Here is a 13724-nt window from a genome sequence, read left to right as displayed (position 1 = left end):
CAATTATAAAGGTTAGATAGATAAGATTTAACCATTCCTACTGCTTTATTTATAGCACTTCTTCTTATATTTGTTTGCACTCCATCAAAAATAGGGTATTTAGGATTTGGATGAGTAGATGTTTTAACAGTTTGATATTCTAAATATGTTAGAGCCTGTTTATTATCTAAACTTGCAATATAAAACATTCCGAGATTTTTTATAGCATCAAGGTAAAAATTCAATGTTTTTGCATATACATTGATGATATTATCTAAATATTCTCTTTTTGCTTTATTAGGTTCATATATTTTAAGCAGTAGTGTTTTATGGATTTTCATTTTTTTCACCGTTAATATTCAAGTTACATTATAGCATAAATTTCTTTTTCGTCAATAATTGTCTATAGATTTTGAACCTCTTACCTCCTAAAATTAAATTCTTTAAAAATTTTACCGAAAATAAATATAGTTGAGTATGAGTAAAATCAGTTTAAAGGAGATATAGAAGATGCCTTATATAGTTAGGGTTAGAAGAGAGTTTAACGCAGCACATTATTTGACAGATTATCACGGGTCACCGGAGCCACTACATGGACATACTTGGGAAGTTGAGCTTTATATAAGAGCAGATAAATTAGATAATGGTGGAATGGGATATGATTTTATAGAAATCCAGCAATTTTTGGATGAGATACTACCGGATTATAAATGTATGAATGATATTTATGATTTTTCTCCAAGTGCTGAAAATGTAGCAAAATATTTGTATGATAAAATAAAAGAAAAATATCCTACATTGCAAAAAGTAGTTGTATGGGAAACAAAATATGGTGGAGCAGAATATTATGAATAGTAATCTTGAGCTATTGCCAAAGCCCCATAAGCTCCGCTATATTCCCCCAAAGTTGCTATCTCAATTCTTAAATCCCTAAGTGGTAAAGGAAATATAAGATTTTTAACTTTTTCTTTTGTTATATTTATAATATCAGGATAATTTTCTACAATTCCGCCGGCTATTGCTATTATATCCGGATTAAATATATGGGTTAAATTCATAATACCGATAGATAAATAATCTGTAAAATAATCTATTGATTTAATTGCATTTATATCTTTTTCCTTTGCAAGATTTATTATCTCAAAAGAGCTTTTTTTATTGTCTGTCAATAAGCAATAAAATCTTTCAAGTCCGTAAGAAGATACATAACTTTCAAGGCATCCTTTTCTTCCACAATGGCAAATCCATCCATCTTTTTCTACCGTAATATGCCCTACTTCCATAGCACTACCGGAAACTCCGGAAATAAGTTTTCCATTTATTACAACACCACCACCAAGTCCTGTTCCAAGGGTAAGACATATAAAAATATTGCTATTTTTTCCAATTCCGTATTTATACTCTCCATAAGCAGCAGCATTTGCATCATTTTCAATAATTATATCTGTCTGAATATATTCGGATAAATCTAAACTTTCTATCATTTTTAAATTAGGAGAGTTTGTTATTTTATTATTTTTTTTATCAACAAGACCGGCAACTGCTATGCCAATTTTATCCGGATTTTTTAAAGATATAACTTTATTTAAAATATCTATAAAACCTTTTAAATCATTTTTTTCAAAAAAATCCCTTATATATATTTTATCTTTCTCAATATTTTCTCCATCTTTAAATATATATTTTAAAAATGTTCCACCTATATCCAATCCAAGATATTTCATCTCTTGCTCCTCAATATATAATTCTAATGTTTGAAAATTTCATTCCTTGTTATTTAAAAAAGGATTTATTATTTTTAGTTGGTTTTCTATAATTTGATTATGTTGCATATCTTCTGAATATAAAATAATACATCCATTATTTAATGCTGATGCAATAACTAAACTATCCCAATAGGAAATATTAAATTTATTTCTAACTTCTGAAGCTTTAAGACAATCTTCTATTCTTATTGGATATATTTCATATACTTCATCAAAGTTTTTAATTAGATTTTTTATCTCTTCTTCTGAATAATTAGCTTTTTTTAAAAGATTAATGCAAATTTCATTTAAAATTTGTGTGCTTAAGCAAATTTGCTCCATATTTTTATCTATTATTTCTCTTGCTATTGAGGTTTTTTTGAAATCCTGTTCCATAAAAGCATATAACCAAATATTTGTATCTATGAATATTTTATCTTTCATAGATTTCTTCTCTTTTTATCGGTGTAAATTCTTTAACTTTTCTCGGAATTATTTCTTCTATTTTCTTTTTTGTTTTCTTTTTCTTATACTTTTGAAGTAAAAATTCATAGAAATCCAATAATTCTTTTTGAGCTTCTTCAGGAAGTTCATTAAGGTTTATGGTTTGCATTATCTTAACCTCTTATTATTTATTACCTCTTTTATAATATATTATCATTTTTATCTTATTCTATATAAACTATCGTTACTCCAAGACCACCTTCTTGATAAGGTGCATCTTCATATCTTACCTTAAAAGGTAAGTTATCTAAATACTCTCTAACGGCTTTTCTTAATATTCCACTTCCATATCCATGTATAATCCTAAATGTAGAAATTCCTTGAAGAACTGCTTTATCTATATATTCTGAAAGCTCTTTTATTGCTTCTTCTTTTGTTTTACCTATGAGATTAATGTAGGTAGGGATAGGTTTTATATCTTTTTTTATTTTAAAATCTAATTTTGATTTTTCTTCTTTTTCTACTTTTTCAAGATTATCTAAATTTATCCATATTTTAATGCCACCGAAATTAACATTTGCTTTATCCTCTCTTATTGTTATTATCTCTCCTATCTGAGATTTACCTTTTATTTTTACTTTATCTCCTTCTTTTAGTTCTTCTATCTGTATATTTTTATCTTCCGGATAGGCTGTTTTTAACTGTTCTTTTTTTATTTTTATAAATTTTTCTAAATCTCTTGCTGATAACTCTTTTTCTTTTAAACTATCTATTATCCGGTAGCCTTCTTTTCTAAGATTTTTTATAAATTCTTCTGCTTCTTTTAGTTCTTCTTTCCATTTTTCTTTTTTCTTTCTTTCAAGCTCTTCATTTAATTTTTTATATTTTTCTTTCTCTTTCTCAAATTCCTCTCTTAATTTTAAATATTGATAATACTGCTCTTCGTATAATTTTCTGTAATTTTCTAATGCTTCTATCATTTTATTTAAATCTATATTTTCAACATAATTTTCTGCTATTTTTAATATCTCTTCATCTAAACCTAATCTTTTTGCAATACTAAATGCCATACTTTGTCCCACTGATTTATAATAAAGTTTATAAGTTGGTTTTAAAGTTTCCAAATCAAATCCAACTGAAGCCACTTCAAAATAATCATCTGATAAAGCAAACATCTTTATTTTTTTGAAATGGGTTGTTATAAATGCAAAAGATTTTTTTTCTTTTATTTTATGTAAAATGCCTATGCCTATTGCTGATGCTTCATCTGGGTCAGTGCCGGGTATTAATTCATCAAGTAGTAGTAAAGATTTGTCTGTAATTAAAGATAATATCTCTTTTATATTTATAATATGAGATGAGTATGTTGATAAATCTTGCTCTATGCTTTGCATATCTCCTATATCTGCATATATTCCATCAAATATCGGTATTTCGCTTTCTTCTGCTACCGGTATTGGAATAGCTGATTGTAGTAATAATGCATTTAATCCGAGAGTTTTTAATGCTACCGTTTTTCCACCGGTATTTGAACCGGTTATGATTACGGCTCTTTTTTCTGTAGCTATTAAATCTATTGGATTAAAATTTTTTTCTTTAAGTAAAAATATAGGATGTTTTGCCTGTATTAAATTTATTTTATCTGATATTTTTGGAAATACTGCATTAACTTTTTTTGCAAATTTTACTTTTGTATATAGATAATCAAGCTCTATTATTGCTTCAAAACTTGATTTTATCATATTATATTTTTCTCTTAATAAATCTGTTATAAATTTCAAAATTCTTCTTATTTCTATGCTTTCTTCAATTTTTAGATTAGATAGATTGTTATTTAGCTCAATTATATTAATTGGCTCTATATACAATGTTTGACCGGAAGAAGATTTATCTTGAATAATTCCTTTTAGCTTGGAAGAAAAATTAGTTTTTACCGGAATAACAAATCTATCTCTTCTAATTGTTATTATCTTATCCTGTATAATATCCTCAAACTGCCTTGAATGGAGTATTTTTTCAAGGATAGAGATTATATTTTTTTCCGTATCTTTTATCTGTTTTTTTATTCTTGATAAATCTGTGCTTGCATTATCTTTTATTGAGTTGGTTGATTTATCTACTGTATCATTTATTATTTTTTCAACCTCTCTTGAACTTCCTATTTTTTTATACAAATCTAAAAGATAATTTTTTTCAACATTTGATAGGAAATTTTTAATCTGTCTTGATATGAATAAAATATTTCCAATATCAATAATATCCTGCACCGATAAAATACTATCTTCAATAGATAAAAGTTTTAAACTTTCTGTAATATCCGGATACTCGGTTAATGGAAAATATCCTTCTTTATTTACTATATTCAGAAATTCTTCTGTTTTTTGGATATTTTGCAATAAAACTTTTTCTTCTTTTTCCGGTTTTGTATTTAATATCTTTTCTTTTGTTAATTTATTACCGGTAAATTCAGAAAGAAGTTGTAAAAATTTAAAATATTCTAAGCTTTCTAAATCTTTTAAACGCAAAAACTTCACCTCTTATTTCTAAATTCTGATGGGTCTATATTATATTTCTTTAATAATTTTTGTAAAGATTGTCTTTCTATATTTGCAAGTTTTGCTGCCTGTGAAATATTACCTTCTGTATATGCAAGCAATGTTCTAAAATAATTTTGGGCAAATTTATATTCATAATATTTTTTTGCTTGATTATAATCAAAAATAATTTCATCTGATTTATAATTTCTAATATATTCAGGAAGATGCTTCATTTCAATATAATCTTCTGCCAAAATAGATGCTTCATTAATAACATTTTCAAGCTGTCTAACATTACCTTCCCATTTATATTTTATAAATGCCTCTAATGCATCGGGCATAACTCCTTTTATCTCTTTCATATATTTTTTATTAAATTTATCTATAAAATGATATACAAGAAGCGGTATATCATCCTTTCTTTCCCTAAGTGGTGGTATTTCTATCTTTAAACCTTCTAATCTAAAATATAAATCTTCCCTAAATTTTCCTTCTTGGACTAATTTTTTTAAATCTTTATTTGTAGCTGCTATTACTCTTACATCTACTTTTTTAGAAACTACATCTCCTATTTTTCTTATCTCTTTATCTTGTAAAAATCTGAGTAATTTGCCTTGTATATCAAGAGGTAGTTCGGATATTTCATCAAGAAATACAGTTCCGCCTTCTGCCTGTTCTAATATGCCTTTTCTGTCTTCATCTGCTCCGGTATATACTCCTTTTTTAACTCCGAAAAATTCAGATTCCATTATATCTTTTGATATTGCAGCACAATTTACAGCTAAAAATGGTTTATTTCTCCTACTACTAAGCTGGTGAATAGCCCTTGCTATAAGCTCTTTTCCGGTTCCACTTTCTCCGTATATCAACACCGTAAAATCAAAATTTGCTATCTTTTGTATATAATTTATTATCTCTTTCATAAGAGGATTTCTTGTTATTATAAAATCTATCTTTTGTTTAGAAAACTCTTCTTTTAATTTTGCATTTTCTTTTAAAAGTTTTGATTTTTCAACAGCTTCCTGTATTGTTTTCCAAACCATTTCATCATTAAAATCAATAGGTTTAGTTAAAAAAGAAAAAGCTCCATCTTTCATACAAGATACTGCTACATCTATACTTCCATAAGCAGTAAGTATAATAAATGAGATATTTTTATTTATCTTTTTTACTTCTTTTAGTAATTTATCTCCGGTAATTTTTGGTATTTTTAAATCTGATATGACTAAATCATAATCATTTTCCTTTACAAGCTGTATTGCTTTTTCAGCAGAGCTTTCTATATCTACTTTATATCCTTCATCTTCCAATATCTCTTTTATGGAAAATAAAATATCTTCTTCATCATCAACAACTAAAATATAACCTTTATAGTTCATTTTTCTCCACCTCTAAGGGAAGGATTATTAAAAATTCAGTTCCTTCTCCTACCTTTGAGTTTACTTTTATTATTCCACTGTGGTCTTTTATTATTCTATAACTGACAGATAATCCAAGTCCTGTGCCTTTTTCTTTTGTTGTGAAGAATGGTTCAAATATTTTATCTACAATATCTTCCGGTATTCCTACCCCATTATCTTTAATAGATATCACAGCATTATTATTTTCTTTATAATTTTTTATAATAATCTCACCTTTATAATTAGTAGCTTCTATAGCATTTATTATAATATTAATAAAGACTTGTAGTAAAGCATTTTTATCAGCCAAAATATTTATATCCTGTAGATTTTTTATTATTTTTACATCATATTCTTTGATTAAAGCAAGTTTTATGGCTTCTTCCAATAAATCTTTTAGATTTACAATTTCGAGCTTAGAATAAAAAGGTTTTGAGAAATTAAGCAATCTATTAATTATTTCCGTGGCTCTGTTTATATTTCTTTCTATCCTTTCTGATGCTTCTATCACACTATCTTTTAAGTTATTTGCATTTCTTATGGCTTTTCTTTTGAGAGAAAAGGCAGTTTGGGAAATTGCTGCAAGTGGATTTTTTATCTCGTGGGATATACCGGCAGCAAGTCTTCCTATTACTGCGAGCTTTTCCGTTTGCATAATTTGGGTTTCAAGTTCTTCTTTTTCGGTTATATCTTCTATTAAGATAACCACCTGCGATATTGTATCCTGAGTTAAAATAGGAAAAAGTTTTAATTCATAAACTTTTCTGCTAAGGGAAGAAAATTTGGTTTCAAAAGGAGTTTTATTTTTTATAGCATCTTCAAAATTTTTTCTAAATTGGTTTAAAACCGGTATCATATCATAAATACTGCCTTCTTTTTTTTCTGCCATTTTTAAGAATGATTCATTAACAAATTCAATATTAAAATCTTTATCTGTTATGGCAACTGCTATATCAATGGATTCTAAGGTTTTATATACTAAATCTCTGAATTTTATCATCTGGGTAAAATATAATATCTTCATTAATGCAGATGTTACGATATTTGTATATATTTGGAGATATTCTATCTCGCTTATATCTATTGGATTTTTTTTGTAGATTGCCACATATCCTATATTTTTATCTTCTATACTTAGTGGAATGGCAATATATCTATCTTCTATAATCTGTAATGTATTTAGCTTTGGAAAAATCTCTTCTTGAAATCTTTTTACATTCGGGAAAAAACCTTCTTTTTTTTGTATATTTTCAACAACAACATAAACGCCGGTATAACCTAAATCTAATAAACCGGAGCAAAATTTAGTAAGCATTGAATCTATATCAAACTCTTTAATAGTAAAAGAACTTAATCTAAATATCTCTTTTAATTTTTTGTATATAATTTCAAGTTCATTTCTTAAATCTTCTATCTGCCTATTTATCTCAAAATCTATTTCTTTTCTTATTCTTAATTTAAAATCTCTTTCTTCTTTTTTTAAAGTATCTTGATATGTATCTAAAAGATTTTTAATAAAAAAAGGCGTAAGTAAAGCATAAAAATAATAAAAATAAAAATTATAAAAATAAGAAACTGCTATTATTATTAAGGTGATATTCCATAAAACAAGCTCTAAGTTAGATTTATAATTTCTAAAAGATAAAACTAAGATAGATAAAACAAATGGAATGTTATAAAGATTTATTTTGTAAAGATTAGAGATAATTTCTGATATAAATAATAAAGTAAAAAATTTAAAAACAAAAAGCTTTATTTTCTTTTGTAGTGTATAGTTTAGATAATCAAACAAAAAAAGATTTACAAGGATAAATAAACTATTGCCGAAAATATTTATATATTTTTCTTGAAATATAAGGTAGAGAGCATAATGGATTAAAATTATGGCAAAAGAAACTATTAATCTAATATGATTTTTATAATCACCGCCTATAAATTTAACAATAAGAAAATATATTATCCAGATAAAAATTAAAACTTCCATTATTCCACGATATATAATATAATTTTTAAAAATTATAACATCTTTGAGGATTAAGATGATTGATAAGGAAATACTTGAAATAATTGTATGTCCAAAATGTAAAGGTGAGCTTGAATATAAAGAAGATTGTTTAATTTGCAGAGCTTGTAAATTAAAATATAAAATCGTAGAAGATATACCTATTTTAATTGTAGAAGAAGCAGAAAAGATTGATGAATAAATTAATTTATACCGGCTTGGCATTTTTATTAATAATTGTTTTATTTTTACCGGTTTATTTTATATCTTCATCTTCCGATAGCTCAAATCTTAGTGTAATAAAAAAGGTTAATCTGGAAGAATTTAATATAGTAATAGGAAAAGAAACTGATTTATTGCAAAGGGCTTTATCTTCCGATGCAAAAACATTTAATCCGGTGATGGCAACAGAAACAAGCTCAACAGCGGTTATAGGAGCATTATTTAATGGACTTACAAAAACAGATGTAAAAACATTACTGCCGGAGCCTGACCTTGCAGAAAGATGGGAAAAAGATAAAACCGGAACAATATGGAGATTTTATTTAAGAGATGCAAAATGGTTTGATGGAAAGCCGGTGAGTGCAGATGATGTTGTATTTACATACAATCAGATATATTACAATAAAAATATTCCAACATCTGCAAGAGATGTACTTACCATAGAAGGAAAGCCATTTATTGTAAAAAAGATAGATGATAAAACGGTAGAATTTATACTTCCAAAACCATTTGCACCATTTTTAAATGCAGTATCACAACCGATATTGCCAAAACATATCCTTGAAGAATATGTTAAAAATAATACATTTACAAGCGTATGGAGTGTAAATACACCACCGGAAAAATTAATCGGAACAGGAGCTTATAAATTATCAAAATATATAACCGGACAGATGGTTATATATGAAAGAAATCCTTATTACTGGGAAAAGGATGAAGAAGGAAAGCCACTTCCTTATATAAAACAGATAAAAGCCCAAATAATAAAAGACCCTGATGTTGCCCTTGTAAAATTTTTATCAGGAGAGATAGATATATACGGCGTTAGACCTTCAGATTTACCTAAATTATTGCCAAAAGCAAAAGAAAAAGATTTTACTATATACAATCTCGGGGCTACACCTTCAACAACATTTATATGTTTTAATCAAAATCCAAATGCACCTATTGAAAAATATAAATTAAAATGGTTTCAAAATCAAAAATTCAGACAGGCAATCTCTTATGCAGTAGATAGAAAAGGAATAATAAATATAGCTTACAACGGCTTGGCATATCCTTTATATACCGCTGTAACACCGGCAGAAAGAAGATTATTTGATGAAAATTTTTATCCAAAGTATGAATACAATCTTAAAAAAGCAAAAGAAATACTTCTTTCAATAGGTTTTAAAGAAGGAAAAGATGGATTTTTATATGATAAAGAAGGAAATAAACTTTCTTTTAATCTTATAACAAATGCAGGAAGTAAAGAAAGAGAAATAATAGGAAATATATTAAAAGAAGATTTAAAGAAAATAGGTATTGAGGTTAATTTTCAGGCAATTGATTTTAACAATCTTGTATCCAAGCTAATGTCTTCCGGTGATTGGGATGCAGTTATTATAGGCTTGACCGGAACATTAGACCCATATTTTGGACAAAATGTTTGGCTTTCAAGCGGACATATGCATCTATGGAATCCAAAACAGAAAAAACCGGCTACCGACTGGGAAGCAAAAGTAGATGAGCTATTTATAAAAGCCTCTACCGAGCTAAATCAGAAAGAAAGGGACAGGCTATATAAAGAAGCATTTAAAATAATAGGGCAGCAGCAACCTATGATTTTTATAGCAGCACCGGAAGAACTCGTAGCAGTTAAAAATAAATTTAAAAATGTATTTCCAACCGTATGGGGCTGGTATAAAGATGAGTATATGTTTATCCCTTAAATTATATTATTTTTGCAAATCTGCAATGATTTTTTGCAAAAATGCAAAAGCTATGTCAGAAAATAAGTTGATTTTTCGTTATTAAGAATTGGCATAGATGTTGCATATATAATTAATGAAAATTGAATATGATTGAAAAATTTAAAAAAAGCTTGACAAAAGTCATAAAAAGTGCTAATATTATGGAAAATTAAATTCTTTAAGGAGGTATTATCATGAAGAAAGTAGTAGGTTTAGCAGCGGCAGGACTTTTAGCTGTATCTGCTGCAAATGCAGGACAAATTACAGTAGCAAACACAGATTTAACACTCTTTGGTGGTGTATCAACAGGATACAACCTCCAAAACAATGACCATTTGTTAAATGCATATGATGTAGATGGTAAACTAGTAAGAACCCCAGATTTCAAAAAAGATTCTTTCTCTGTTAACACTTTTGCAGTAGGTTTAACAAAACCTGCTAAAAATGCCGGCGATATTGGTGTAACAGCAGTATTTGCATCTTTTGAAGTCCCAACAGTAATTGCAAGCTCTGATGTTGTAAATGGCAAAAATACAGTTGGAACACAATTTGTCGGACATGGTGATACCACTACTTTCAAACCTTGGCTTGCTTATGTAACTTACATGCCTGTTGCAGGATTATCTATTGATGCCGGTTTACTCTGGCAAAACTTCGGTGAAAAACCTGTTACTATCTTAAATCCACATATCAATAGAGGAATACTCTTTACTGCTCAACCTGTTGTTATGACCGGTGCAAGAGCTACTTATGATGCAGGCATAGTAAAAGTATATGCCGGAGCAGGTAAAGTAGATAACCAATTAATGGCTCCTGTTTATGAAGCTTTATTACCAAGTTATGCTAAATCTTATGTAGAAGGTGGTATAACAGGAAAAATTAATGTAATGAATTATCCTATTGAACTTGGATTACATGCTTATAATGAATCCGGTGGTAGAGATGTTTATGTTGCATCTGCCGGAACAGATTTTGGCATAGTATCTCTTGGATTAGATATTAATTACTTCCATGCAGATGATAACTTGAAATATGTAAATGGTGCAAGATTTAACGAATCTGCGTGGGGAACTGCACTTTGTGCTAATGTTAAACCATTGGCTAATTTCCAAGTTCCTGTGAGAATTGAGTATGTAAATAACCAAGACTCTCTCTTGGTAGTTCCATTAGCTGTATCTGATGCTAGAGCGGCTTGGTCATTTACAATTACTCCAACTTACAATCCTACAAAGAATACATTTATAAGAGCTGAATTTACTTATACAAAAGGAACAAGCACAAAAGAAGGTGCTCAAGATTCTTATGTATTTATAAATAGCGATGGTGGACTAGAAACTTCAAGAACAGTTGGAGCTGTAGAACTCGGCTTCCTCTTCTAAGCCAAGTATCTACTCTCTTTACCATACAAGGGCAGGGTTTAGACCCTGCCTTTTTTATTTTAATTAGGTTTATAAAAATGGAAAAAAAAGTTAGGCTATCGGATAGAGAAATTAAAATAATAAAGGAAACTGCAAAAGATATATTTGGCAGTAATGTAAAAATTTATATTTTTGGCTCAAGGGCAGATTTGAATAAAAAAGGTGGAGATATTGATATTTTTATAGAAACAGACAAAAAAACATCCTTGCAAGATGAACTAAAATTTTTAGCTAAACTTGAAATCCAAGGAATAGAAAGAAAAGTTGATTTAGTAGTAAAAAATCCATACACAAAAGAAAAAAGCATATTTAAAGAAGCCAAGGAAAAAGGAGTTCTAATTTGAACATCATACAGGAAAATATCCAAATTGCAAAACTTCATTTAAACAGATTAAAAATTCCTCTTTATCCACAATTCCATTATGGGGTCTATAATCTGATAACCATCTTTTTCCTTTGTTATTATGTCTTTTTTTAAAAGTTGTTCTATGGCTCTTTTTAGTTGTGAGGCAGTAATCTCAAACTCAAAGAGAATATCTTTTGAGTAAATATTTTTACCATTTGTATAGATTATTATTTTCAAAGCTTTTTTCTGACTTGGCGGTAAATTTGTCCATTCTTCCCAAAAAGAGTCCTCTTCCCTTTCTAAAACCAGATTTATTGAATATTCCAAATCTTCTTTTTTTACCTTTTCCTTAGAAACTTCCCAAAGAACATAACAGATATGTTGAATATAATAAGGAAAACCTCTTGATAATGAAAAAACCTCTTTTATAATTTCTTCATCTATCTTTTTTCCGGTTTTTTCAAATTTATTTTGGATAAAAGGTATCCATTCTTCAAGGGCAATTTCCTTTAAAGGAAACTTTTTAACAGATTTATAAAAAGGTCTACTTTTATCGGAAAAAATCTGGGTAAGAATACTTTTTTTGCTTCCGGAGAAAAGATAAGAAACTTTTCTACCGTGATTTTGTATTACGGTTCTGATTTCTTTTTCTAATCCTAACTTCTCTATTTCTTGAAATTCATCAAATATTATTACAACATTTGTATTGTTTTTAGTTGCATATGCAAATGGAATTTCCAATATCTCTTTTAAAACTGTTTTTTTCTCTTTTGGAGAAAAGGAAATAGAAAAGGTTATACTTCCATCAGGTTTGATTGTAGAGTTAATATTAAAGTTAAGATTTACAAGTTCCTTTAAAGATTGGATAATCTTTTCTTTTTTTGATATTAATGTTTTTACAATTTTATCAAAATATCTATTAATAAAATCTTTCTCATCTACAACCGGAAATAAATCAAGAAAAATAACTTTAACCCCTTCATTTTCCAGTTCTTCTTTTAGCTTTAGCAAAAGAGATGATTTTCCAAATCTTCTCGGAGAATATATAAGTATGTTGATGCCGGAAAATATATCTCTTTTCAATTCATCTAATTCTTTCTCTCTATTACAAAAATCTTCTTTACTAACAACACCACCAAAATAAAAAGGATTTTTTTCTCTATGTTTCATTATACAAACCTGTATTATACATTTATGTATAATATTTTAATGTATAAAAGATAGTTTTGTAAAGATATCAAAAACCTTTGAAAATCATATTCTTTTTTCATACTAATTTAAAAATTTTGATTTTTTATAGTTTGTTCATTCTTTATCTGTGAAGCAAGTTCTATGAAATTTTGTAATAATTTTTTGCCGTATTCTGTAAGGATGGATTCCGGATGGAATTGGACGCCGTATATTGGATATTTTGTATGTTGGATTGCCATTATCTCTCCATCATCTGACCTTGCTGTTATTTTTATATCTTCCGGTAATGTTTTCTCATCTATTACAAGAGAATGATACCTTACTGCACTAAATGGAGATGGTATATCTTTAAATATTCCTTCCTGATTATGATAAATCAAAGAAGTTTTGCCATGCATTAAGCATTTTGCTTTTATTATATTAGCTCCAAAAGCAGAACCGATAGATTGATGACCTAAGCATACTCCAAGCATCGGATATTTCCCTTTAAATTTTTTAATTACATCTACGGATATTCCGGCTTCATTTGGAGTACATGGTCCCGGAGATATTACTATAGCATCTATATCATCCATTGCTTCTATATCTTGGATTGTTATCTCATCATTTCTTTTAACAACTACATCTACACCAAGTTCATAAAAATATTGAACTATATTGTAGGTAAAAGAATCATAATTATCTATCATAAGAATTTTCATTTTATC

At 27.9% G+C, this 13724-nt stretch carries 13 protein-coding genes and 1 pseudogene; 5 read left to right on the top strand and 9 right to left on the bottom strand.

The features are described 5' to 3' along the window. Positions 1-320: pseudogene (locus QOR43_RS03225) on the bottom strand (hypothetical protein); the annotation flags it as partial. A 169-nt stretch (positions 321-489) separates the two neighbouring features. Between QOR43_RS03225 and QOR43_RS03220 the strand changes: the two are divergent. Continuing rightward, a complete protein-coding gene (locus tag QOR43_RS03220) occupies positions 490-834 on the top strand; it encodes a 6-pyruvoyl trahydropterin synthase family protein (RefSeq protein WP_265133973.1) in 345 nt (114 codons plus the stop codon). Here QOR43_RS03220 and QOR43_RS03215 read toward each other — a convergent pair. Genes QOR43_RS03215 through QOR43_RS03190 form a run of 6 tightly spaced genes read right to left on the bottom strand, consistent with a single transcriptional unit; the run spans position 825 to position 8089 of the window. Continuing rightward, positions 825-1703 carry an ROK family protein gene (locus QOR43_RS03215; protein WP_265133974.1) on the bottom strand — a complete coding sequence of 293 codons (879 nt, stop codon included), beginning with the start codon at positions 1701-1703 and terminating at the stop codon, positions 825-827. The genes QOR43_RS03220 and QOR43_RS03215 overlap by 10 nt on opposite strands. Before the next feature lie 39 nt (positions 1704-1742). Next, a complete protein-coding gene (locus QOR43_RS03210; protein WP_265133975.1) occupies positions 1743-2168 on the bottom strand; it encodes a putative toxin-antitoxin system toxin component, PIN family in 426 nt (141 codons plus the stop codon). Then, complete coding sequence (locus QOR43_RS03205) at positions 2158-2337, bottom strand: DUF2281 domain-containing protein (protein WP_265133976.1); 180 nt, start codon at positions 2335-2337, stop codon at positions 2158-2160. Before QOR43_RS03205 ends, QOR43_RS03210 begins: the two co-directional genes overlap by 11 nt. Before the next feature lie 55 nt (positions 2338-2392). Continuing rightward, on the bottom strand, positions 2393-4702 hold the full coding sequence (locus QOR43_RS03200) for an endonuclease MutS2 (RefSeq protein WP_265133977.1): 2310 nt from the start codon (positions 4700-4702) through the stop codon (positions 2393-2395). Beyond that, a complete protein-coding gene (locus QOR43_RS03195) occupies positions 4699-6084 on the bottom strand; it encodes a sigma-54-dependent transcriptional regulator (protein WP_265133978.1) in 1386 nt (461 codons plus the stop codon). Before QOR43_RS03195 ends, QOR43_RS03200 begins: the two co-directional genes overlap by 4 nt. Next, positions 6074-8089: a two-component system sensor histidine kinase NtrB gene (locus QOR43_RS03190; protein ID WP_265133979.1), complete on the bottom strand. Its 2016-nt coding sequence runs from the start codon at positions 8087-8089 to the stop codon at positions 6074-6076. The genes QOR43_RS03195 and QOR43_RS03190 overlap by 11 nt, the downstream gene beginning before the upstream one ends. Before the next feature lie 55 nt (positions 8090-8144). Between QOR43_RS03190 and QOR43_RS03185 the strand changes: the two genes are divergently transcribed. The 4 genes from QOR43_RS03185 (at position 8145) to QOR43_RS03170 (ending at position 11824) form a co-directional block, all read left to right on the top strand. Beyond that, positions 8145-8309, top strand: a complete 165-nt coding sequence (locus tag QOR43_RS03185; protein ID WP_265133980.1) for a Trm112 family protein — start codon at positions 8145-8147, stop codon at positions 8307-8309. Continuing rightward, on the top strand, positions 8302-10041 hold the full coding sequence (locus tag QOR43_RS03180) for an ABC transporter substrate-binding protein (protein WP_265133981.1): 1740 nt from the start codon (positions 8302-8304) through the stop codon (positions 10039-10041). Before QOR43_RS03185 ends, QOR43_RS03180 begins: the two co-directional genes overlap by 8 nt. Before the next feature lie 215 nt (positions 10042-10256). Further along, positions 10257-11441, top strand: a complete 1185-nt coding sequence (locus tag QOR43_RS03175; RefSeq protein ID WP_265133982.1) for a porin — start codon at positions 10257-10259, stop codon at positions 11439-11441. Positions 11442-11518: 77 nt separating this feature from the next. Then, positions 11519-11824, top strand: coding sequence for a nucleotidyltransferase domain-containing protein (locus tag QOR43_RS03170; protein ID WP_265133983.1), 306 nt, complete (start codon positions 11519-11521; stop codon positions 11822-11824). 47 nt (positions 11825-11871) lie between these two features. Here QOR43_RS03170 and QOR43_RS03165 read toward each other — a convergent pair whose 3' ends face one another. Further along, positions 11872-12996, bottom strand: coding sequence for an AAA family ATPase (locus QOR43_RS03165; RefSeq protein ID WP_265133984.1), 1125 nt, complete (start codon positions 12994-12996; stop codon positions 11872-11874). A 107-nt stretch (positions 12997-13103) separates the two neighbouring features. After that, the gene (locus QOR43_RS03160; protein ID WP_265133985.1) at positions 13104-13718 is read right to left on the bottom strand and encodes an anthranilate synthase component II; all 615 of its coding nucleotides are present in this window, start codon (positions 13716-13718) and stop codon (positions 13104-13106) included. Positions 13719-13724 lie beyond the last annotated feature (6 nt).

Origin of the sequence: Venenivibrio stagnispumantis (assembly GCF_900182795.1) — a bacterium.
GTDB lineage: Bacteria > Aquificota > Aquificia > Aquificales > Hydrogenothermaceae > Venenivibrio > Venenivibrio stagnispumantis.
The sequence above is the reverse complement of the archived record's forward strand: the minus strand, read 5'-3'. Positions and strand labels throughout refer to the sequence as shown.